General features: G+C 51.1%; 16 protein-coding genes, 1 tRNA gene and 1 pseudogene. 3 read left to right on the top strand and 15 right to left on the bottom strand.

All coding sequences use genetic code 11. The features are described 5' to 3' along the window. Nucleotides 1–172: 172 nt before the first annotated feature. From C5O23_RS06170 to C5O23_RS06130, 9 genes are all read right to left on the bottom strand, one after another. Entirely contained in the window at nt 173–1183 is a 1011-nt protein-coding gene (locus C5O23_RS06170; RefSeq protein WP_107032073.1) for an aspartate-semialdehyde dehydrogenase, read from the bottom strand. A gap of 77 nt (nt 1184–1260) precedes the next feature. Beyond that, complete coding sequence (locus C5O23_RS06165; protein ID WP_240597708.1) at nt 1261–3105, bottom strand: AMP-dependent synthetase/ligase; 1845 nt, start codon at nt 3103–3105, stop codon at nt 1261–1263. Between the two features lie 253 nt (nt 3106–3358). Beyond that, nucleotides 3359–4249: a GLPGLI family protein gene (locus C5O23_RS06160; RefSeq protein ID WP_161553561.1), complete on the bottom strand. Its 891-nt coding sequence runs from the start codon at nt 4247–4249 to the stop codon at nt 3359–3361. 14 nt (nt 4250–4263) lie between these two features. Beyond that, nucleotides 4264–5193 carry a S1 family peptidase gene (locus C5O23_RS06155; protein WP_160630471.1) on the bottom strand — a complete coding sequence of 310 codons (930 nt, stop codon included), beginning with the start codon at nt 5191–5193 and terminating at the stop codon, nt 4264–4266. Between the two features lie 81 nt (nt 5194–5274). Continuing rightward, nucleotides 5275–6360 carry a thioredoxin fold domain-containing protein gene (locus C5O23_RS06150; RefSeq protein ID WP_107032071.1) on the bottom strand — a complete coding sequence of 362 codons (1086 nt, stop codon included), beginning with the start codon at nt 6358–6360 and terminating at the stop codon, nt 5275–5277. Nucleotides 6361–6581: 221 nt separating this feature from the next. After that, nucleotides 6582–8165 (bottom strand): PKD-like family lipoprotein, encoded by a 1584-nt coding sequence (locus tag C5O23_RS06145; RefSeq protein WP_107032070.1) that lies wholly within the window; start codon nt 8163–8165, stop codon nt 6582–6584. Nucleotides 8166–8195: 30 nt separating this feature from the next. Next, nucleotides 8196–9068: a DUF4843 domain-containing protein gene (locus C5O23_RS06140; protein ID WP_161553560.1), complete on the bottom strand. Its 873-nt coding sequence runs from the start codon at nt 9066–9068 to the stop codon at nt 8196–8198. A gap of 19 nt (nt 9069–9087) precedes the next feature. Next, entirely contained in the window at nt 9088–10644 is a 1557-nt protein-coding gene (locus C5O23_RS06135) for a RagB/SusD family nutrient uptake outer membrane protein (RefSeq protein WP_107032068.1), read from the bottom strand. 24 nt (nt 10645–10668) lie between these two features. Beyond that, a complete protein-coding gene (locus tag C5O23_RS06130; protein ID WP_107032067.1) occupies nt 10669–13758 on the bottom strand; it encodes a SusC/RagA family TonB-linked outer membrane protein in 3090 nt (1029 codons plus the stop codon). A gap of 425 nt (nt 13759–14183) precedes the next feature. Here C5O23_RS06130 and C5O23_RS06125 point away from each other — a divergent pair, with 425 nt between their 5' ends. Further along, nucleotides 14184–15119, top strand: a complete 936-nt coding sequence (locus C5O23_RS06125) for a malate dehydrogenase (RefSeq protein ID WP_107032066.1) — start codon at nt 14184–14186, stop codon at nt 15117–15119. Between the two features lie 179 nt (nt 15120–15298). Further along, nucleotides 15299–15730, top strand: coding sequence for a thioredoxin family protein (locus C5O23_RS06120; protein WP_107032065.1), 432 nt, complete (start codon nt 15299–15301; stop codon nt 15728–15730). Nucleotides 15731–15900: 170 nt separating this feature from the next. On the opposite strand, the gene C5O23_RS14645 is transcribed toward C5O23_RS06120, so the two are convergent. The 5 genes and pseudogenes from C5O23_RS14645 to rlmN form a co-directional block, all read right to left on the bottom strand. Further along, complete coding sequence (locus tag C5O23_RS14645; RefSeq protein WP_161553559.1) at nt 15901–16122, bottom strand: exo-alpha-sialidase; 222 nt, start codon at nt 16120–16122, stop codon at nt 15901–15903. Continuing rightward, nucleotides 16098–16619, bottom strand: a pseudogene (locus C5O23_RS06110) (alpha-L-rhamnosidase-related protein); the annotation flags it as partial. The pseudogene C5O23_RS06110 and the gene C5O23_RS14645, both read right to left, overlap by 25 nt. Before the next feature lie 147 nt (nt 16620–16766). Further along, nucleotides 16767–17954, bottom strand: coding sequence for a TlpA family protein disulfide reductase (locus C5O23_RS06105; RefSeq protein ID WP_107032063.1), 1188 nt, complete (start codon nt 17952–17954; stop codon nt 16767–16769). A 190-nt stretch (nt 17955–18144) separates the two neighbouring features. Then, nucleotides 18145–19743: a phosphoenolpyruvate carboxykinase (ATP) gene (gene pckA, locus C5O23_RS06100; RefSeq protein WP_107032062.1), complete on the bottom strand. Its 1599-nt coding sequence runs from the start codon at nt 19741–19743 to the stop codon at nt 18145–18147. 293 nt (nt 19744–20036) lie between these two features. After that, complete coding sequence (rlmN, locus tag C5O23_RS06095; RefSeq protein ID WP_107032097.1) at nt 20037–21116, bottom strand: 23S rRNA (adenine(2503)-C(2))-methyltransferase RlmN; 1080 nt, start codon at nt 21114–21116, stop codon at nt 20037–20039. Between the two features lie 275 nt (nt 21117–21391). Between rlmN and C5O23_RS06090 the strand changes: the two genes are divergently transcribed. Beyond that, a tRNA-Ala gene (locus C5O23_RS06090) sits at nt 21392–21468 on the top strand. Between the two features lie 455 nt (nt 21469–21923). Here C5O23_RS06090 and C5O23_RS06085 read toward each other — a convergent pair. Further along, nucleotides 21924–23336, bottom strand: a complete 1413-nt coding sequence (locus tag C5O23_RS06085; RefSeq protein ID WP_107032061.1) for an amidophosphoribosyltransferase — start codon at nt 23334–23336, stop codon at nt 21924–21926. Nucleotides 23337–23355 lie beyond the last annotated feature (19 nt).

The raw sequence follows: 23355 nt of genomic DNA, 5'->3' as shown, positions 1-23355 counted from the left end.
AATTATAATAAGTTTTGGTATCAGACATTGTCATCCTGAAGCGGAGGAGAGGTGTCATACCGTTTTGCTTATGGATGATTCGTCCGGCAAAAATACAAAAATTTTTCCTCCCTCACAAATAGGAAGGAGGAAAAATATCAGTGAGTTTCAGACAGATGTGTCAAAAAATGTATCAGCCGCGGGGGTGTGCGAGCATGTACTGTGCGATCTGCACGGCGTTGAGTGCGGCACCTTTCTTGATCTGGTCTCCGACCAGCCAGAAGGTGAGTCCGTTGGGGTTGGCAATGTCTTTGCGCAGACGGCCGGCATAGACGGGGTCCTGGCCTGCGGCATCAAGAGGCATAGGATATTTCTTGGCTGCAGGTTCGTCGATAACCACCAGACCTTCAGCCTGTTCAAAGGCTTTGCGGGCCTGCTCGACACTGATGGGCTGCTCGGTCTCAACCCAGACAGCTTCGCTGTGGGCGCGCATCACCGGGACACGGATGCAGGTGGCGCTGACTTCAAGCTCAGGAGCGTGCATGATCTTCTTGGTCTCGTTATACATCTTCATCTCTTCCTTGGTGTAGTCGTTGTCAAGGAACACGTCGATGTGGGGAATGAGGTTGTAGGCAAGCTGATAGGCGAATTTCTCGACGGTCGGCTCTTTGCCTTCGGCGAGTTCGGCATACTGCTTTTCGAGCTCGGCCATAGCCACAGCGCCGGCACCGCTTGCTGCCTGATAGGTGGCGACATGGACGCGCTTGATTGGCGAGATGTCATTGAGTGGCTTGAGAGCCACTACCATGATGGCTGTGGTGCAGTTGGGGTTGGCGATGATGCCGCGAGGTGTGTTGAAGGCATCTTCGCCGTTGACTTCGGGTACTACCAGGGGCACGTCGGCGTCCATGCGGAATGCGCTTGAGTTGTCAATCATGATCGCACCGTGCTTGGTGATGGTCTCGGCGAATTCGCGTGAGACACCGGCTCCGGCCGATACGAATGCGAAATCAACACCCTGGAAGTCATCGTTGTGCTGGAGGAGTTTCACAGTGTGTTTCTCGCCACGGAATTCATAGGTGTTACCCGCACTGCGTTCCGATCCGAAGAGCAGAAGCTCGTCAATCGGGAAGTTCTGTTCGTCAAGGACCCTGAGAAACTCCTGACCTACGGCGCCACTGACGCCAACAATTGCTACTTTCATGCTTTAGAAGATTGTATGAAAAAATAATATGTGACTTGTTGATTTATTTTTCAGTTTATTCCGGATTGCTCTGCCGGTCAGTCTTCATACATGCTGTCGATGACTGATGCGTAGAGGCGGTTGACGGCCGCGCGGCGTATTTTCAGAGTGTTGGTCAGCTCGCCTTTCTCCATCGAGAACTCCTTGGGCAGAAGAGTGAAGCGCTTGACTTTCTCATATGAGGCAAGGCGCTGCTGAAGGATTTCAAGGCGGTTGGTGTAGAGGCTTCTGACTTTCGGATCGGCCACAAGCTGTTCCATAGAGTCATAAGCTATTTTCTCTTTTGCCGCAAAGTCTTTAAGCACCTCGAAATCAGGAACAATGAGAGCGGAGACGAATTTGCGGCGGTCGCCTATGACTGCCACCTGATCAATGTAACGGTCTTCACACAGAAGTGTCTCTATGGCCTGGGGCGCGATATATTTGCCGTTAGAGGTCTTGAAGAGGTCTTTAAGACGGTCGGTGAGGAAGAGGGCGCCGTGATCGTCGATATAGCCGGCATCGCCGGTGCGGAACCAGCCGTCGGCGGTGAATGCCTCGGCTGTTTCCTTGGGTTTGTTGTAGTAACCGCGCATGACCATCGGGCTTTTGACAAGGACTTCGTCGTTTTCACCGATGCGCACATTCACCAGAGGTATGGGGGTGCCGACAGAACCTATCTCCCACCCTGTCTGCGGGAAGCAGCACACGGTGGCTGTGGTTTCAGAAAGTCCGTAGCCTACCACTATATTGATGCCGCAGGCGTGAAAGAATTCAACTACTTTTGTCGAGACTGGAGCTCCGGCCGTAGGGAAGATGTTGCCGTGGTCAATGCCGATGGCTTCACGCAGGAGGCGGAACACACGGGCCTCAAAGAAGCGATAGCGTGTTTCGAGCCACCAGGGAGCCTTACGCCCGATACGGGCGTATTTCAGATTGCGCCGACGGCCCACTCTGAGAGCCTGACGGACCACCATGCGCATGAGCGGATTCATTGATGCGATCTTCTCGTGGACGGCGGTGTAGACTTTCTCCCAGAAGCGGGGCACCGAACACATGCAGGTGGGCCGCACCTGCTGGATAGTGGCCTGGATCTCCTGCGGATTACGGTTGACCGATACCTTGATTCCTTTGGTAAGACAGAAGTAGGTCCAGCCTTTTTCGAAAATGTGACTTAAGGGGAGGAAGGCCATTGAGGTGTCATTTTCGTCAACCATAGTGATGCGCTGCCAATGGGCCTCCATTGCGGCATCGTAGTTGCCGTGGGTGAGGATGGCCCCTTTGGGCTCGCCGGTGGTGCCGGAGGTGTAGACCAGAGTGGCTATGTCATCAGGGACGGCCGCGGCTGCGCGGCTGTCGACCGTGGCCGCTATCTCTTCCGTGGCTGTCTCTCCGAGCTTCATGAAGTCAGTCCAAAGCATCGAGGTGCTGTCATTCGGATCAAGTTCAATTTTTTTCAGCGCCACAATGCGTTTGAGTGACTGACAGAGGGCCTGCGCCTCGCGGGCTATGCGGTATTGGGTCGTGTTGCCGACAAAGAGCAGCTCACAGCGAGCGTCGTTGATTATATAGACGAGCTGTTCGAGCGAACTGGTAGCATAGATCGAGACAGAGACGGCACGGTTGCGGAAACATGCAAAGTCGGTCACCAGATTCTCCGGACGGTTGGCGGAAAAGGTGGCCACGTTATCGGACTCGCGGACTCCGAGTGCGGCAAGCGCAAGGGAGGCAGTGCGCACATCGGCGGCATAGCGTCGCCATGAGATGTCACGCCATCGGTTTTCGTGGTCAGGGGCTGCAAGAGCGGCTTTATCGCCGAAACGTTCTGCCTGACGTTCAGGCAGATCAGTCAGTATATTTGCTTTCAATACGTCAGATGCGGCAATCTTGGATTTCAAATTCATCAGCGCGGATTTTGGAGGCTGCATACACATATATTTATATGCAGCTATTTATGAGGGGGCAAAGTTAGCCACATTTTTTGCGCCACAGGCCTTTGGGATGCAAAAAAGTTTCTTTTTGTTAACATTTCCTCAGAAATTGCACATACTGGTTAACATATCTTAATCCATCTTTGGCTAATCTTCACAAAATAAGGCATATAATGGAGCCGAGCCACATCTGCAATGTGCATCGCATCCATTATATGCCTGTTTATCAGCGCTCGATGGGATTGTCGATCTCGCAGGCATCGATTCCTGTCGAGGGGGTATATTTTTCGGGATAATGGCTTGAGTTCTTGCTCATCACACCTGACTGCTGCACATAACTGTTGTCAGAAAGCGAGAATACACGCAGTATTTTCCGGAATTCTTCAGGAGTGGCCTGAACGAATTTTTCGGGCATCTTTATATAGAGCTTGCTGTCGGGGATGCTGTTGACAAGGCCGTTGAACATCCAGCAGACCTCGCGGTCGGCATCGGCGACTTCAAGCACCACGCCGGGCAGTCCGGTGAATGTCTGTGGTGCTCCCCTGTGGGGCAGATCGGTGGTGAACCATGCGGTCCAACGGCGTCCGCCGCGGTCAAGAGTTGCCTTGCGGCAGTTGTATTCACCGATTTTCTTTTCTTCATCTGTTATCTTCCAGTTGTTCTCGCACCTGGCATCGTCAAGAAGAAATTCTTCGGTGATTATGCGGTAGGTGCGGACCATGCGGCCTGACGAGGGATAGTAGAAATAGAAATTGGGTGTCAGATGATAGGCGAGGCTTCTGTCGCCGCCCTGTCCTTTCGGATTGGCCATGCGCCAGCGGGTCTCCCCTATTCCCTGATAGCTCATGTCAAGAGTCACATCAGGGCTTATGAGCACTACGCGGTCTTCTTCGAAACGGATGTTTTTCTTTTTGTTGCAGAGATAGCGCAGGCGGTAGCGTACGCCGTAGTCGGCTGTATCGGCTCCGGCATAGTAGGCGGCAGCCTCTTCTTTCATTTTGTTGACCATCTCATTGGCCTGCTGCGCTCCGGCATCTGGCTGCTTTTTCTGTTCCTGGGCGTTCACGCCGAGTCCCAGCATGAGGGCGACGGCTGTTGCAAGTAGTTCTTTCTTCATTATCGTGCCGGGGATTAATCTGTGAAACATTCTCTGATCAGAAAGACGGGCACAGTCTGCTTGTATGCCATCTGAAAATTGCGATACTGCTGCGGCTGGGCATAGAGGGAGAATGTGGAGCTGACGAGCGCCACGAGGTTTCCGCAGTCATCGAAAATCGGGCCTCCGCTGGCTCCGACACCATAGTCGGAGGTGATTTCAAGGATATACTTGTCACGGCCAGTACGCTTGTTGGTGCTGCGGGTGCAGTTAGACACCATTCCGTCGGTGAAATGATAGTAGGCTCCGGAGGGGTGCGACAGGCAGTAGACAGTAGTGCCCTGCGGGACATCTGTGCCGATGGAGGCCGGTGTGAGTTTGCGGCCGTTGGTGTCGACCCGGATGATGGCCATGTCGTTTATCGGATCGACATGGAGCACCTGACGGAAGGGATAGATGTTGCCTTCATGGTCCATCAGGAAGCGCATCAGGTCGTTTTTGACTTCATGACCGAGGGCTCCGCTCAGCACCAGATCGGCTACCACATGATAGTTTGTGGCACAGATTCCGTCAGAAGTGAGAGCTACAGCCGAGGCATTGCTGTAGGCCGAGTCAAGAGCATAGGCGTTGTTATGCTCGAAGCGGCAGACCACAAGCGAGCTTGGGCGGCAGAGCTCAAAGACCTCACGGGCCGAAAGCTTGCGCTTACGGGTCGGTGTCAGCACTCGCGACGATGCCACGCGGCCATCGGTCAGTCCGGCTATGACATTGTGGCGCAAGGAGTCTGATCCCTGGCCGGGATGGGTCTTCATGTATTCACGCGCCAGAGCGGTAGCTGCCTCGACTTTGGCAGGATAGTCCTGGAAAAGTGCGTCATGGTCAGCATAAGCCTGTGGTGCCACACCCAAAAGAGCGAGCACCACAGCTATAAGTGACAAAGGCAGAGTAAACAGTTTCTTGTTCATCTGTTCTGTTTGATATGTTCGGGATTCTATTTTGAATTCATTTTGCGACATAATCGTGGTAGATCATGCTCCGGAAGAAGATCAGTCGCCAGACTCCATGCTGTTGAGCGAGCGGCCTACAACCTGGATGGCTACAGCTCCGAGTTCGCCGACGTGGGCACGGAGGAATTTTGAGAGCTGGGGTTTCATTGTGGCGTCCTTTTCATCGAAGAGACGGGGCACGTTGATAGCCAGAATATCTTTGGAACGAGCGCTCAGACGGCTGAAGTTGGATTCGCAGAAGGCAAGATAGTCGGCATCGTTCATCGAGGCGCGGTTTTCCACAAACTCATAGATGACGTGGTTGTCATTGTCTTTGTCAAATCCGAGATCGGCTATCTCTTTTTTGAGCTGGGCGAACTCTTCGGCCTTGTAGCCGCCTTCACGATACATGTAGCCAGAGAAATATGAACTGAGTTTGCGTCCGTAGAGGCTTGCAAGCACGGTGTTGATCTTGCCGGCTGTCTCACCTGTGAATTTGTTTTTGTGAGAGATCATGAAGCGGGCACGGTCATTGTCAAGATCAATGGTATAGACAGTGAAGATGAATTCATTCTCGGCTTTGAGACGGTCAGCTTCCGAGAGCGATGCGAAGTAGTCGTCAATCACCTTGAAACCTTCGTCTTCCTTGCGCTGTTCCATGAGCTGCATGGCGTAGCTGTTGACAACCTTCGGGGTGCGTTCGCCGGCTTCATAGCGGGCGCGGATGCGTTCGGGCGACTGTTCGGGGTCAAGGTTGGCTGTGACTTTCTCAATGAATTTGGGACCGTCCATATAGCCTGAGAACTTGGCCACTTCCTTGCCGTCACCGTCCATCACTACGTAAGTGGGATAAGCTTTCACGCCATACTGCTTGGCAAGCGCGGCTCCTTCTTTTTCGGCATCAAGCTTGAGGGGGATGAATTTGGCGTTCATGAAATCGCCTACCTCCTTCTGTGGGAAGACTTTGTTTGACATCATCTTGCAAGGACCGCACCAAGTGGTGAAGAAGTCAACGAACACGAGTTTATTTTCTTTCTTTGCCGCTGCAAGAGCTTCTTCAAAAGAGACATGACGGAACTCTGTCTGAGCGGGAGCCACCAGGGCTGAAGCGCCTATAAGCAGAGAGGCAATGATAAATTTCTTCATAATTGTTGTTAGTGTAGGTGTTAAGGTTAATCTTGTTTTCTGAATATAAGACGGCCGAGTCTGCGGATCGTTACATCAACCGTCAAAAAAAATCTGTATTTCTGGCAGAGCCATTCCGGAGCCGGGGTCCGGAAAGGATATGAAAAGCCGCGTGAGGGCCTGACATCAGGGTCTTGTCCGCACGCGGCTCTATGATTGACTTCAATCGGATACAGAGCCCTTTAGTTAGGCCATTTCCATTCGATATCCTTGACTTTCAGAGTAGTTTCCCACTGCTGACCATCAAGGAAGCTGAAGCCGGCATTGGCGATATCAGGCACTTCCATCTTGTAGATCATGCCCTTGCCGGTGGCGTCATTATAGGTGGCCAAGAAGTACTCCTTGATCGAGCACTTTGACGAATAATCGGATTCAAGATAGGTGATGTCTCCGTCAAACTCATGGCTGATGCATGTGCCGCGGGTGTAGTCATACTGATAGAGGCGGTTGCCAACCGAGTAGAGCAAGACCAGACGGTTTGAGGAGAACATGTAGTGCGATGCCTTGTCTATATCGACAGCCACAGCCTTATCCACGGCATAGAGCGGTGACTTTGTCGGATAGTAGCGGCGTGTCAGGTAGCTGTAATGGCCTGAGAAATACATAACGTAGTAGTTGTCTGCATCGTTGTCTTTGGCGAGAATATAGACAGGATTATCACCGTTGTAAAGATTCAGGCCGTTTTCACCATAAACCATAGTCCTGTTGTCTTGTCCGATTTCAAGATTCCATGTACCGCCAGGATAGTAATCGGTAATCTTCTCCATATATGTGGAATAAGCGCCCAGCATTCGTGCAAAGCACTGATTGTCGGTGTCATACACCAGCGCATTGAGCAGATTTGAATTGTTAAACGGGATGGTAGGCTGGATAAACGCCTTCGGATAGGGCTTGAAATAGTTATTTGACACGGCGCTGTAACGGTTGATGGCACCTCCATATCCTCCAGAACTTACGTTACAGAACACTACGGCATCATCAAGTATCAGACCTCTGTAAGTTCTGGCACGGTTCTGCGTGGTTCCGTTGATAGCGTTTTTGCTGCCCTGACGAGGAAAGACATCGCGCACCTGCATCGGGGTCTGATGCGGAATTTCAAGCTCGACCAAGCCGGATTCATTGAATTCATCAATATATGATAGGGTCTCGCCAAATGTAAGTCTGTGGGCATAGTGGTCGGAAAGCAGCCAAAGGAACTGGTCATCTTCATTGGCCGAACCATAACCGCTGAAAACCATCTCTCTGGCACCGACAAGTCCTATTGGGTCCGTGATTACGCTTTCGGCATATGCTGTGTCGCGCTCCTGAGGCATGCAGAGCATGTCAAGACGCACTTGGCCAGTCTCCATATCGTCACCGAGCACAAGGAAACCGCGAAGGAAAGGCGAACCGACATTCAAGGTGGTTCTCTGCTGCTTTTCAAGCCCTGTCGTACGGTCTTTGACGGTGAAATAGAGCGAATAGGTTCCGGGCGCTATATCAGCATGCCAGTCAAGATCCTTCTCGTTACTGATCACCACATGTGAAGCATGGGTGTTTATGCAGAAATGCCACTGATATTCGTAGTTGCTCAGATCCGTTCCGGCAAGCGAGCCGGAAAGCACCGGACTGATTTTCACATTGTCCATATAGGCAAGGGGTGCATATGATTCCTCTATGCCCTCGATCTTGATGACGTTGAGATGCTTATAGTTGTAATTGCCCTCGTCTTCTACACAGGCTGTCATCAGTCCGAGCGCCAGAAGGGGATATATATATTTTTTCATTAATCCGATTTTTCTTTGATTCTACAATGTTTAGATCTCAGTCATATTGTCAGGCATTGTGCCGCTTGCCCATGAACAGCCTAAAACCCACATCATGGATCCGTCTTCGTCAATGACCCAGTGCTCGCGCCCCTTTTTGTATTGTTCAAGCAGGTATTTTGACACGTAGTTGGCAACTCGCAGACAGCGGGTAGTCTTCATGACACCATTGGGATCATTATCAAAATCTGAGACAGTCCATCCGAAGATTTCTTCAGAAATTTCCAGAATAAGCTTGTATTTTGTCTCTGAATATATACCGAACTTGTCATCGTTCCAGCCCTGGGGTTTGCGGAGATTACAATTTATAAAAATGTTGTGGATGGCGGGGTCAGCGTTTGTGCTCATAGGCTGAGTTTCCGTATTTTCATCGCGCAGAGGCATGTTCCCAATACCATTCGAACCAAAAGGCAGAGAGAAGTGCTCGCCGGGTATCAGCCGGAGCTGCAGCTGGATTGTTCCTTCCTCAGATCTGGGTGTGCGGTGTGTCATAAGTGATATATGGGTGCTGTTCTGACCTGCAAGAATAACGGCCTCATTAGAAGCAAGTTCATAATCTTCACCTGCCACAGCCGTTGTGCTGTCAGCCACAACTTCGATTCCGAACGGGCGGTCATAGTCGCGGATATGTCCGGCCACCTCTATCTTGATTCTCAACAGGGAATCTCTCTCGTCCATCACTCCGAAAGGTATGTAAGAGTAATTCTTGTGAGCCTGTCTCAGGGAGTCGTAATACGATACTCCATACTGCTGGTCAAAGAAAATGGCATCGACACCGTCATAAAACGCTATTTCATGCTCCTTACAGCTATAGGCGAGCGGAAGGGACACCAGGGCGCATATAAGATATATGATTTTTTTCATGATTTGTTCTGACTGTTTTTTACTTATTGGTTTCAGTTGCACGTTCGTCAAGCTCTTCCTGTGGGATAGGAACAACATAGTTTGTCTTGATCATTGAAGTAGTACCGTCTGCGCTGGTACCGGAGATTATCTGTTCTTCGCCACGGCGCTTGTAGAAGAAGAAGAGCTGTCCTTCTCCAATCACCTCGCGGGCCATCTCGTAGGTCAGAAGCTTGGCTAAATCTGTACTATTTTCATCTGCTTCCTCACACAGACGGTGGTGACGGATGGTGTTAATCAGACGGAATGCCTCTGAGCGGTCATTAGTACACTCGGCTGCAATCAGATAGACCTCGCTCAGACGCATGAGCGGCATCATGTAGCGATAGGTTTCACTTCCGTCAAGTACAGCGTCTTTTGTAAAGGATTCATATTTTGTCAGAGCCAGGGTGCTTTTGGCTTCTTCGCCATTTGACTCGGCTTCTTCAATTTCCGACTGGAGCGGCTCGACGAGTTTCCACATTTTCACACGGAGGTCATTGTCATCGTCATAGAACGTGCCGACCTTTGATTCATCTCCGGTAAGAGAGTTGCCGAAGAATGTCAGACGGCTTGAAAGAGCGCGAAGAGCAGAGCTGAAATATAAGCTTTGAATTTCAGAACGCTTGGTGTTGTAAAGCGAGAAGATAACTTCGGTCGAGAATAGGCAGTCCGGCTTTCCGGCTGCTTCTACCTGCTCTTTTGTAGCCCAGGGGAAAATCACAAGCTTGTCTGTTGTGACCTTGTCAAGAATTTCTTCAGTGGCGATACGGTAGGCTGTGGCCTTGTCACCCATCCAGAGATATGCGCGGGCCTGCAGAAGTTTGACAGCATAGTAGTTCATGCGCAACTGACGGAAAGAATAGTCATAGGCATAGACACCATTGTCTTCTGTAACTTCGTTGCGCACACCGTCAGTGATGACCGGGTCATACTGACTCAGGAGTGTCTCGGCCTCGGCAAGATCTGCCAGAATCTTTTCCATGACTTCATTGGCAGGAAGCAAGGGCTGGATTTCACGCGATGATGAATTCTGATAAGGGATAGTCCGCATGGTCGGGTTTTCGGTGTAGATCGGACCGAACAGACGCAGAAGATCAAAGTGGAAGAAGGCACGAAGGGCCAGTGATTCTCCTCGGATTATGCCCAGCTGCGATTCAGTCAGCGGATTAGAGCCAGCGGTGTGCTCGATAACCACGTTGAGATTGGCGAGCAGCGTGTACATGTTGGCCCATATTGTGGCAAATGTTTTTTCAAGTTCCACATCGCTGTAGGCATATGTGGCATAGAGCTTCAGCGAGTGGTTTTTGTTTTCGGTCACATTGTAATATTGGGCCATCACGTCAATCGGGCCAGTCATGAGATTGCGTGAATAGACATCGTTCATGCTGAGATAGACACCGTTGAGAGCCGTCATATAACCACGGTAATCGGAAAACAGGGTGTTCTCCATGACCTTGTCTTCCATCTTCACTTCAAGCCAGTCGGCACATGAGGTGACACTGACGGCAAGAAGCGAGGCGGCGAGTATTGATTTTACTTTATTTATAGTTTTCATAATAATGTCTGCTTTTTCAAGGGTTTAGAAGCTCAGGCCGAGCGAGATCGAGAATGAGCGCTGGAATGGATAGCTGAGGCCTCGTTCCTGCTTGATATTCGAGAGGCGGAATATGTCGTTCATATAAGCGCGGATGTCAAGTGACGATGCCCCGATAGTGCGGAGGAAAGGCATTGTTGTGGTGCGATAGCCAAAATTTATAGACGCGCAGCTGAGAGTGTGCTCTGTAGCCACGAAACGGCTGCTCTTATAGGTGGTCGATGTATCGTCGATTCGCTTGTATTTTGCGATATCTCCGGGCTTTTTCCAGCGGTCTGTCAGAGCGCGGAGGTCCTGGTTGTATCTGAGAGCCGATTTGGAAATGTTCTCTACTTTCTCCATCAGAGTGCTCAGGAAGATTTCAGCTCCGGAGCGGAAGGAGAATGTGGTTCCGAACGAGAATCCCTTATAGAGGAACGAGGTGCTGAGCGCACCCGTGAAATCAGGGTTCGTATCTCCGTAAAGAACCTCGTCTTCAGAATTCCATTCGTAAGTATAGGTGCCGTCCTTGCGGATGAAAATTTCGTTACCGGTAGCAGGGTCGATGCCGGCCGAACGGACAATGTAGAGTCCGGATATGCTCGCACCATCATACATGCGTTCGAGGCTCGAACTTCCTCGTCCTGATTCATTATACTGGTCAAGCTGGTTGCCGATCTTGTAATACTTGGTTGTATTGTGGTTGATGTTACCGTTGAAATACCAGTTGAGGTCAGGAGTACGGAATACATAGAAGGTGGCGTTAAGGCTTATCGAGCGATTATCTGTGCCACCGATATTCATCGGAGCGGACGATGCACCGGTCGAGTGCGGCAGAGAGATGCGCACCAGTAGCGGATCGGTGATACGAGCCTGGTAAGAGGTGCTGAGCATAAGTTTCTGCTGGAACATATTAGCGCTGAGACCCACGTTATAGGTATTGGTCTTCTGCCATTTCAGACCGTTGTTGCCCCACTGGCTTACAAGTGCTGCCAGGCCGAAGGGGTTGGTGTAGTCATTAAAGTAATCATAGATACTTGACGCGAGCTTGGCATCATAGTTCTGGTTGCCAGGATTACCGTAAGAGGCATTGAGTTTCAGGTAGGAGATATATTTGTTGGGCTTGAACCATTTTTCGTTGTGTACGTTCCAGCCCACACCGATTGACCAGGTGTTGGTGAAGGGATCGTCGATACCGAACTGAGAGGCACCGCTGCGCGAGAGGTTGATGTCCATGAGGTAGCGCATGTCCCAGGCGTAGTTAAGGTTGGCGTAATAGCTGACGTTGCGGCTGTGGGTGTCAGTCGAACTTGGCCTGCCGCCTTCGGGATAGCCTACGGAGAAGTTCGGGTTGGAGAACTGGTCGTTGAGATAACCCTGCACACCATAAGAATGGCCTTTGGTATGGTTGTCGGATATCTGCATACCGGCCACCACGTTCAGGGTGTTGACGCCCCAGTATCCGCCGTAGGTGGCATTGAGGCGGCCGCTATAACGAGTGTTTGTCTGGTTGGTGTTGTTATACGAACCGCGCTTTCTGGGTTCCAGTCCGTCCTGAGAAGTTTCATTGGGCGAAACGTATGTCTCGTTGGTTGTCTTCGAAGTCGAATACTGGAGGTTACCGCGCAGACGCAGCTGACGGGTGGCGCGCCATTCAAACTGGAAGTTGTCAGTGATCGACATTATGTCACCCTTGCGATAGCTTCCCTGACGGAAATCCCAGAGCGGGTTCCAGATAGTCTCCCCACCTACGCTGGTGTCTTTATAGACGTATTTCGGAACCTGCCCGTCTTCTGTATATTTTTCATAGAAGGGGTTCATCTTCGCAAAAGCTGAGAATGCCACTGTTTCCTGGCTTGAGCCTGTATGCGAGATGGTGGTCTGGTTGGTGAAGTTGAAGTTGTCTACACGGTAGGAAAGAGTGATGTTGCCGTTGATCACATCGCGGTCTGAATTCTTCATGACACCCTGAGTCTTGTTGTAGGCCAGACCGGCTCCATAGCGGAATGCCTGGTCACCACCTTCTATATATACGTTATGGCTCTGGGTGTAGGCGGTACGCAGAGGCTCGTTCATCCAGTAGGTGTCATAGCCTTCCTTGACGAGGCGCAGGCGTTCAAGGTAGAGCTCGCGCTGTGGCTCAGCGATAGGAATGCCGTTTTCGTCAAGTCCGACAGTCGGGCCGCTAATTGGGGTATAGTTGTAAACACCTGAGAGACGTTCGAACTCAAGCTTCTGGGCTGCGTTCATGAGGTTGTAGTCGCTAAGGTCGGCCCATGCCACCTGAATAGATCCGTTATAAGTCAGACGCAGGCGGCCGGCGGTTGGCTTCTTGGTTTCGACCACAATCACACCGTTGGCGGCCTTCGAGCCGTAGATGGCTGTAGCGGAGGCATCCTTAAGTACAGATATGCTTTCCACACGGTCCATGTTGAGGTCACTGATTGTCTGAAGAGTTGTTTCGAAACCGTCAAGAATAAATAGAGGCTGGTTGGGGTCAGCTTCATATTCCTGGCTCAGAGCCTGGACATTCATCTTACCGTTGATCGAAATGTCAGCCAGAGCATTGGGGTCTGAGCCGAAATCGACATTCTCGGCAAGAACCACAGAGGGGTCGAGAAGAGCAAGGCTCTTCAGCACTCCCTGGGGAGCTATCTGCTTGAGATCTTCTGAATTAAAAGTAGAGACCGTACCGGTAAAGCTTTCGATATTACGGGTATAGATACCGTTCACCACAACTTCCTGCATTGTTGCGGCATCTGTTTCAAGTCTCACTGTGACGGATTTGCCAGCCTGAACGCGCACTTCCTGCGGCTTCATGCCGATATAAGTGAAGCGGAGTGTACAGGTGGTCTTATCCTTAAGACCGATGGTAAATTCGCCATCAGCATTTGTGGCGGCACCACTGCCCTTTTTGCCTACGACCATTACAGTCACGCCTGGGAGCGGCTCGTCTTCATCGTCGATCACGACGCCTCGGAAGTAGTTAAGTTTTTCACCTGCATCCGGCTTCCTTCCCTGAGCCACTGAGGTTTCCACCCCAAACAACAGGAAAACAAGACACAGAGCAAGAAGCTTGACTCCGTTAATTCTCATACTTTCGATAAGGTTAAATTTACTTGATTGGTTTATTTTTCATGTGTAGGTATGCCCAATAGGACAAACAGCGACATTGCAAATATAGGTAATGAATTTAGATTAAACAAACTTTTGCTTAAAAAAAGCTACCAAATCATACTAAATCTGAATGTCCAGAAGATCTTTATCGACAAAATGACAGCGGTTAACACTCTTTTAACACAAAAGAGTTAAAATTAACATTATCTCAACCATTCCGGCAAACACAAAGACACCTGGGCTGGTCCGGAATTCGCCGGCTCTCTCCCTGCCGGCATATTAAAGAAATTTTTCATCAATTTATAGCCAAGGGTCGAAATCTTTTCCGTATATTTGCAAAGGATAAATTTCCAACAGCCAATTTTTATCATTCAATTCTATAAATTTCCAAAAATCAATTTCTTATGTCAAAGGTTACAGTTGTAGGCGCCGGTAATGTGGGCGCTACTTGTGCTGACGTGCTCGTAAAGCAGGGCATTGCTGACGAAGTGGTTCTTCTCGACATCAAAGAAGGTGTTGCTGAAGGAAAGGCTATGGACATCATGCAGACCGCCAACATTCTCAACATCAACACCCGCCTGGTAGGTGTCACCAACGATTATGAAATGACTGCCGGTTCTGATGTTGTTGTCATCACCTCCGGTATTCCCCGCAAGCCCGGCATGACCCGCGAAGAACTCATCGGCGTAAACGCAGGCATTGTGAAGTCTGTTACCGATCAGCTCCTCAAGCACTCTCCCAACGCTATCATTGTCTGCATCTCGAACCCGATGGACACCATGACCTACCTCATCCACAAGGTGAGCGGTCTGCCCAAAAACCGCATCATCGGCATGGGCGGTGCTCTTGACAGTGCACGCTTCAAATATTATCTCTCTCTCGGCCTCAACGCCAATCCCAACGAAATCGAAGGCATCGTGATCGGCGGCCACGGCGACACCACAATGATCCCCCTCGTGCGCTATGCCGCTTACCGCGGTGTTCCCGCCACCAACTACCTCCCCGCAGAGCAGCTCGCCAAGATCGCTGCTGACACTATGGTGGGCGGTGCCACTCTCACCAAGCTCCTCGGAACATCTGCATGGTATGCTCCCGGTGCGGCTGGAGCACAGGTTGTCAAGGCCGTTCTCCACAACGAAAAGAAACTCATCAGCTGCTCAGCCCTTCTCGACGGCGAATACGGTGAAAAAGACCTCTGCATCGGTGTTCCCTGTATCCTCGGCAAGGACGGCATCGAAAAAATCGTTGAATTTGACCTCAACGATGAAGAAAAAGACCTCTTCCACAAAAGTGCGGAAGCTGTCCACAAGACAAACGCCGCTCTCGCCGGTGCTCTCTGATAGATTTTCCGGATGGTCTGTGGCCGCTTGAGGCCGCATGACCGGTTCAGAATAAACCGACAGCCCGCACTTCTCTGCCCGCAGGAGCCTCAGCTCTCTGCCGAGCCGCTGAAGTGCGGGCTTTTTATAAACAATTCAAAACAAATGCCACCAGGGCAACCAATCAAACTCTATTGACTATGACATTCAGGCACCTCACTCTCTCCGTCTCTCTCTGCCTTTGCCTCTGCCTTGCAGCCTGCGGGAACAGAGAAAAGTCTTCAGCTTCTCAGTCCGAAGCGACCACCACTGCAGCACCTGCCAAGGATGCTCCGCTTACCGCCATCACTCCCCACGAAACCCTCCCTACCATCATCGACTTCAACGCTGTCTGGTGTGGTCCATGCCAGCGCTTCGCACCCATTTTTGAAGAAGTAGCCAAGGAATATCATGGCAAAGCCATATTCATGTCAGTCGATGTCGACAAATCGTCCGAACTCGCCCGCATGTTTGAGGTCAGCTCCATCCCTCAGCTGACCGTACTGATGCCTGACGGCACGGTCAAATCGGCTGTCGGGTTCATGGAGAAAAGCCAGTTTATAGACTTCATCACCCCTTACCTACCGAAATAACAGGAGTTGTCCCATAGCCGGGTAGCTACGCCTGACGCACGCATGCCCGGAGCCTGACCCGGCAACCTCCATACATATATTATTATAATTCCGGCCCACAGACGCAGACCATTTTCTGCGACCTGCGGACCGGAATAATGTTTTGCAGCCAACTGTTCTGTCTGAACTCCCTACAGATCAATCTGCTTATATGCTACACGCTGACGGCGCCAGGTGTAGACGCAATGCACCTTACCGTCACGGCCCTGGATGATGGCCGGATAGGAATACTGGCTGACCGGCGAATTTTCAAGCGTCAGTTCATGACGCCATGTCTCACCATCGTCACTAACAGCTATGCACAGCGGAGTCCGTCGGCACCGGGTGCTATTCCGGCAAGATGCTCGAAACACCACGGCAGCAGATCGCCGAGCAGCATCACATGATTGCCGCTGTTCATCGACGGCGCGGCCTTGTCGCCGTTCCAGAGTTCCCAGATGGTAGTCGCCCCGTTTTCAGTCATATATCCCCATGACGGATAGCTTTTATTCGTGGCTATCAGATAGGCCACATCAGCAAATCCGTTGTCAGACAATCCCCTCAGCAGCCATGAGATACCTATCACGCCACATGGCACATGGCCATTGTTGCGGGTGATGACATTTGCCACTACCTGCCTGGCCACTTCCCCGCGCAGAGAGTCAGGCACGATGCCGAATGCCATAGGGAGCAGATTGGCGGTAGCAGTGTTGTTGCCATAGTAGACGCTGTCAGGGTAAAGCGGATGGCCGGGCACCGGCGATGTTCCGCGGTGGCATGTCAGGAAGCGGCCGTTAAAGGCCTCCACAGACTTTGAACGCAGTGCATCCCACTCGGCGGCATCTGCTTCACGCCCCTGGTGAAGGGCAAAATCTTTCGCTCAGATTTTAACTATTGTTATGAAACACCCTCTTACTGAAAATCCGCGAGATTTTCACACCGCCAGTCAGCAAACAACCATTCTCAGCATGAGAGCACGGAAGGTAACCTGCTTCCGGCTATCCCCCCACCCCACATTCTAATCGCCGAGGAGTTCTTCAAGATAATCATAAAAATCCTCTCCCTCGCCCCTGAAAGAGCGCAGAACCACTCCGTCAGGATCAATGACAACCTTGGTAGGATAGGCTTTCACATTATATGCGGCTTCGACAGTGCGGTCATCGCTGATCACCTGTGTCCAGGGCATACGGTTCTTTTTCAAGGCGCTTCGCCAGCCTTCTTCCGTGTCAGAGCAGGCTATGCTGACTATATTGAGACGGTCGGCATAGCGTTCATGACACTTTTTCATTCTCGGAATACCTCGGATGCACCATATGCACCACGATCCCCAGAAGTCAATCACGGTATATTTCCCTATCAGCGAATCTGACGAGAAGGTACCACCCTCCGGCTTGCGCAGTCTGAAAGGAGGCATCTGCCGTCCCTGCGCAAGCAGTGCCGCAGGACGGGTTTTGGCGGCCATTCTCTGAAGTGACATCAGCTGCATCACCTTAAGATCCTGCGCGATCTTGCGCCCGAACCGGCCGTCACGGACTTCCGGCTTCAGGTTCTCAATGGCCGCTATCCCCCATCTGTCATCAAGCTGCACAAGACTATAGGCTGCCTCACTTTCAGGATGAGACATGACATAAGCCTCGCGCACAGCCCGGTAACGGTCATTGATCTGCTGTTCGGATTTCTGGCGCCCGCGCAAGAGCGCCACTCTGTCACCCCCGGAGGCAAGCCCGTCATTATATTCCATGACGGCAGCCGCGAGCTCCTCCTGAAAAGGACGCACAAATTCCCTGACCTTGGCCAGATCTTCGTAATATTCACTCCCGCCCACCTTTACTTTATAAAGCTCCTGCTCACGGCGAAGATCTCCCCTTAAAACAAGAGTCTCGTCAGGCACAAAAAATATTGAAAATCCTTTGTTGTCCTTCTCCGGCACAGACTTAAGCCTTATCCGGGCAAGCCAGGCATTTTTCAGAGATGCCGAAAACTCAAAATAACCATCCCTGACCGGCACGCGCTTACGCACCATCTTCCTGTCAGGTTCAAAAGAGATGTATTCGATCAGCAGCACGTCCTTGTCCACTCCATCCAACCGGCCGGACATGACAAAATTATCCTTTCCCCACCCCCTGACAGCCGTCAGCAGCAGAGCGGCGACCACAATTATAATGCGGACCATGCGTCCGACAGTCAGTGTAAAAACTTTATCCATCGTCAGTCGGTCTTCTGTTAGCTTTCTGCAAAAATAATTATTTCCTGCATCCGGGCCAAATCCCAACGGCCATGCCGGTATAACGGATTGTTTAATACCAAGCTATAAAAAACAGTCACGGCCTGCCGGGACCGGCGGGCCGTGACCTTATCAAGTCATTGCTTTCGCGTGAAAGCAAGAGTTATGGTTTTTAGAGCTGGGGGCCAGCAGCAACGAGAGCCTTGCCTGCTTCGTGGCCTTCGAACTTTTTGAAGTTGTTGATGAACATTTCAGCGAGTTTGTCAGCCTTCTTGGTCCATTCTGCGGGATCGGTGTAGGTGTCGCGCGGATCAAGGATCTTGGGATCAACACCGGGGAGTTCGGTAGGAATGGTGAAGTCGAAGATGGGGAGCTGCTTGGTGGGAGCCTTGAGGATAGAACCGTCGAGGATAGCGTCGATGATACCACGGGTGTCGCGGATAGAGATACGCTTGCCAGTACCGTTCCAGCCGGTGTTCACGAGATATGCCTTTGCGCCGCTCTGTTCCATACGCTTAACGAGTTCTTCAGCGTATTTGGTGGGGTGGAGCGAAAGGAAGGCTGCGCCGAAGCATGCAGAGAAAGTGGGAGTAGGCTCAGTGATGCCACGTTCTGTACCGGCGAGCTTGCTGGTGAAGCCTGAGAGGAAGTAGTACTTGGTCTGTTCCGGAGTCAGGATAGAAACGGGAGGAAGCACACCGAATGCGTCAGCCGACAGGAAGATGACGTTCTTTGCGGCAGGACCGCGAGAAGGAACGATGATGTTCTTGATGTGGTTGATGGGGTAGCTTACGCGGGTGTTCTCGGTAACGCTCTTGTCAGTGAAGTCGATCTTGCCGTTAGCGTCAACAGTAACGTTTTCGAGAAGAGCGTCGCGAGTGATAGCGTTGTAGATATCGGGTTCGCTTTCCTTGTCGAGGTTGATGACCTTGGCGTAGCAGCCGCCTTCGTAGTTGAAGACACCGTTGTCGTCCCAGCCGTGTTCGTCGTCACCGATGAGCAGACGCTTCGGATCGGTTGAAAGGGTGGTCTTGCCTGTGCCTGAGAGGCCGAAGAAGATAGCGGTGTTTTCGCCCTGCTTGTCGGTGTTGGCCGAGCAGTGCATTGAAGCGATGCCGCGGAGAGGGTTGTAGTAGTTCATGAGTGAGAACATACCCTTCTTCATCTCGCCGCCATACCAGGTGTTGATGATGAGCTGCATGCGTTCGGTGAGGTTGAAGGCAACGCAGGTTTCAGAGTTGATGCCGAGTTCTTTCCAGTTTTCTACCTTAGCCTTTGATGCGTTGAGAACAACGAAGTCGGGCTTGAAGTTCTTGAGTTCTTCTTCGGTGGGACGGATGAACATGTTGGTCACGAAGTGAGCCTGCCATGCCACTTCCATTACGAAGCGTACAGAAAGACGAGTGTCGGGGTTGGTTCCGCAGAATGCGTCTACAACATAGAGAGGCTTGTCTGAAAGTTCCTTGTCGGCGATTGCCTTGAGGGCTTTCCAGGCTTCGGGAGTGATGGGCTTGTTGTCATTCTTATACTCTTCAGAAGTCCACCAGATTGAGTTTGCGCTGGTTTCGTCCTTCACGAAGAATTTGTCCTTGGGCGAACGGCCGGTGTAGATACCTGTCATCACATTGACAGCACCGAGTTCAGTTTCCTGACCTTTTTCGTAGCCGGTGAGCTCAGGGTTGGTTTCGTCGATGAAAAGCTGATCGTAGCTGGGGTTGTGGATCACCTTCGCACCGGTGATGCCGTACTGGGATAAATCAATTGTACTCATTGTCGTTAAAGTAGAGTGTTTGATATGAAATTGATAATTATTGTTCCTAAAATTGATAATCTTTTAACCTTGAGGAAGGTCCTTTTTATCCGCTTGCAAAGTTACTTACTTTTTTCGGTATAGAGCCGGCAAATTAAAGAAATTTTTCTCTATTAATAATTTTTAATTAAATTGCTGCTTTCAAGGTCTGACAGATAGTCGTTACGCTCTTGCACGCTGTCCATAAGACACAACCTGCGACACCTATGATTGGTTCAGTTATGCACTGGCCCACAAAGCCTTTTTGTTGTTTTTTAACAATTCGCAACCCCTTCTTTTTCCACGGCTCCCTCCTTACCGCTGAGCATACCGCATGCAGCCTCGATGTCCTCGCCGCGCGATGTGCGGATGGTGGCGGTCACGCCGAGCTCATTGAGACGGTCACGGAAACGCTCCATTGTTTCCGTGTCTGCCGTGACATGGTCGAAACCCGGAATAGCATGGAAGCGGATCAGGTTGACACGGCAGTCCACCCCTTTGAGCAAACGCGCCAGCGCATCAGCATGGCGAAGATCGTCGTTCACCCCCCGCCACATTATATATTCGGCCGAAAGCCTGCGCTGATGGGCAAAGTCGTAATTCTTCATCACACCCATCACTCCCGCCACCGGGAAAGCCTTCTCAACCGGCATCAGATCTTCGCGTTCCTGCTTGAACGGCGAGTGGACACTGATGGCCACATGCACCTTGGTCTCGTCAAGCAGCCGGCGCAGACCGTCAAGCTTTCCGATGCTCGACACTGTGATGCGCTTCGGACTCCAGGCCAATCCCCAAGGCGCGGTAAGCACCTCCACCGCTTTCAGAACCTCTTCTATATTGTCCATAGGCTCCCCCATCCCCATGAATACTATGTTTGTAAGCGTCCGGCTCTCCGGAATAGCCATCACCTGATTGATGATGCCTGCAGCCGTGAGATTGCCGTGGAAACCCTGGCGCCCCGTCATGCAGAAGCGGCAGCCCATACGACACCCGGCCTGCGATGACACACACAGAGTGGCCCTCTCGCGGTCGGGAATATAGACTGCCTCAACATCGCGCCCACCGGCACCCCCGTCAAGAAAATCAAAGCCCTCCCCGCGTGTAGCGAAAAGATACTTCACTGTACCGTCGGTCGACCGAGCCTCGGCTATCGGTGCCTGCAGCCCCACACAATAATGCTCTTCAAGCCACTCACGCGAAGCCTTAGGCAGTTCGGTCATCTCGGAAACAGACTGCGAGCGGTTCACATAAAGCCTCCGCGCAATCTGCTTTGCGGCAAAACGGCGGAGTCCGGCCTCAGCGGCCACAGATTCAAGTTCACCAAGAGTCATGCCGATCAACGGCTTGCGGACCATATTCTGCTTTTCCATAAATTCAGAGCATATAAGCAACTCTTTCGAGTTAAAAATTAAACGATAAAAACGTGTTTCCTTCTTGAAAAAACGAGCCGCCTCATCCGGGAAGCGTCATGGAATTGCGCTCAGACACACCATTCCGAGCATTCGAAGCAAGCAGAGACAGCCATTTCAAGGTTGCTTAAGAAGCATTTCGATGCAAAATTACAAAAAAATCCGCCAAAATTTTGCTAAACTCAAAAATACTCCCTATCTTTGCTCCCGCAAAAGTGAAAGGGGTATTAGCTCATCTGGCTAGAGCGCGACACTGGCAGTGTCGAGGTGAGCGGTTCGAGTCCGCTATACTCCACCAAAGCGAATCGAGAATATCGGTTCGCTTTTTTGTTATATCATTATAAATGATTATATTTGACTTTGAATTGAAGGAGCATAGCGAGCTATGTGACTGAGATGAAGAGCCATAGCCGCTTAAAACTTTCGGAGGCGATTGTATTGTCTTTTTGGAAATAGGATATTCCATTTGTAAAAAATTTTATGTTACCTGAGCCTTGGTGTCTCTTTTGCTAAATTGTTGAAGCTCGTCAGTCGCATAGCTCGCTATGCTTCTTCCTCCCTTCCAACAATTTATCTAAAAGATACACCACTCAGATTTTAACTCTTGTTATAAAATACCCTCTAAAAAAAATCAAATAGCGTCAATTTTGCAAAATTGACGCTATTTGATGCTATCCGGTTAAAATGTTCTTGCCCTTGCAGATGGAGAGACTGGCTGTGATCAGATGCTGATGCAGGCGCGAGAATTCTGCATCAGAAGCAGCTGCTGCCGTCGAAGCAGTGGGTGCAGAGCTGACACTTGGGCAATCCGATGGATTTGACAAGGGTTTCGATCGGGTTGAATTTCAGTGATGTCAGTCCGAAACGGTCGCGGATGATGGAGACCATCTTCTCATATTCCGGAGAGCCGGTAGTGGCATATTTGTCAAGATTTGCGTCAGGATCTCCTTCGAGTTCCTGGATCACGCGGCGTGTGATCAGCTCAAGGTCACTCTTTGACGCCGAGAAGCCTACGAAGGGACAGCTGTAGACCAGCGGCGGGCAGGCGATTCGGATGTGTACTTCTTTCGCTCCGTAGTCATAGAGGATCTTGACGTTGTCGCGCAGCTGAGTACCGCGCACAATTGAATCATCGCAAAGCAACACCCGCTTGCCTTCGAGCATGGCACGGTTGGGGATGAGTTTCATTTTGGCTACAAGATCGCGCAGTTCCTGACGGCTAGGGGTGAAACTGCGGGGCCAGGTGGGAGTATATTTGGATATTGCGCGTTTGTAGGGCACTCCCTTTCCGTCAGCATAACCGAGAGCCATTCCGACACCGGAATCGGGGATTCCGCATGCGCAGTCAACCTCCGAGTCATCGGTCTGTCCCATTTCATAGCCCGACTGATAGCGCATGTCTTCGACGTTGCGGCCCTCGTAGCTTGATGTCGGGAAGCCATAGTAGACCCATAGGAAAGAGCATATCTGCATGCGCTCGTTGGGCTTGCGCATCTGCTCAACACCGTCGGCGGTCAGGCGCACGATCTCACCGGGACCGAGATAGCGGTCAATATCGAAGTCGAGATTCGGAAAACTGCTCGACTCGCTGGTAGCGGCAAATGCGCCATCTTTACGGCCGATGACGATCGGAGTGCGGCCCCACTTGTCGCGGGCAGCGATGATGGCTCCGTCATCAGTCAGGAGAAGCATCGAGCATGAGCCCTTGATCTTGTTGAAAACGTTTTCAATACCTTCGGTAAAGTTCCTGCCCTGAATGATAAGCAGAGCTATCAGCTCGGTCTGGTTAGTATTGCCGGAGCTAAGTTCGCCGAAGTGCATATTGCCTTCAAGCAACTCTTTTTCGAGTTCTTTGATGTTGGAGATCTTGGCGACTGTCACTATCGCAAACTTGCCGAGATGTGAATTGATCACTATCGGCTGCGGGTCGGTATCGCTTATGACCCCGATGCCTGCGTTGCCACGGAATTTTCCGAGATCAGATTCGAACTTGGTCCGGAAATAGGTATTTTCCAGATTGTGAATTGACCGGCTGAACTGCCCGTCGGCAGCATCGAAAGTAGCCATACCGGCACGGCGTGTACCCAGATGCGAATTATAGTCCGTACCGTAGAAAAGATCGGTCACGCAGCTTTGTCTGCCTACCGTTCCAAAGAAACCACTCATGGTGTTACAGAGTTTGGCT

This window comes from Duncaniella muris, from assembly GCF_003024805.1.
GTDB lineage: Bacteria > Bacteroidota > Bacteroidia > Bacteroidales > Muribaculaceae > Duncaniella > Duncaniella muris.
The sequence above is the reverse complement of the archived record's forward strand: the minus strand, read 5'-3'. Positions and strand labels throughout refer to the sequence as shown.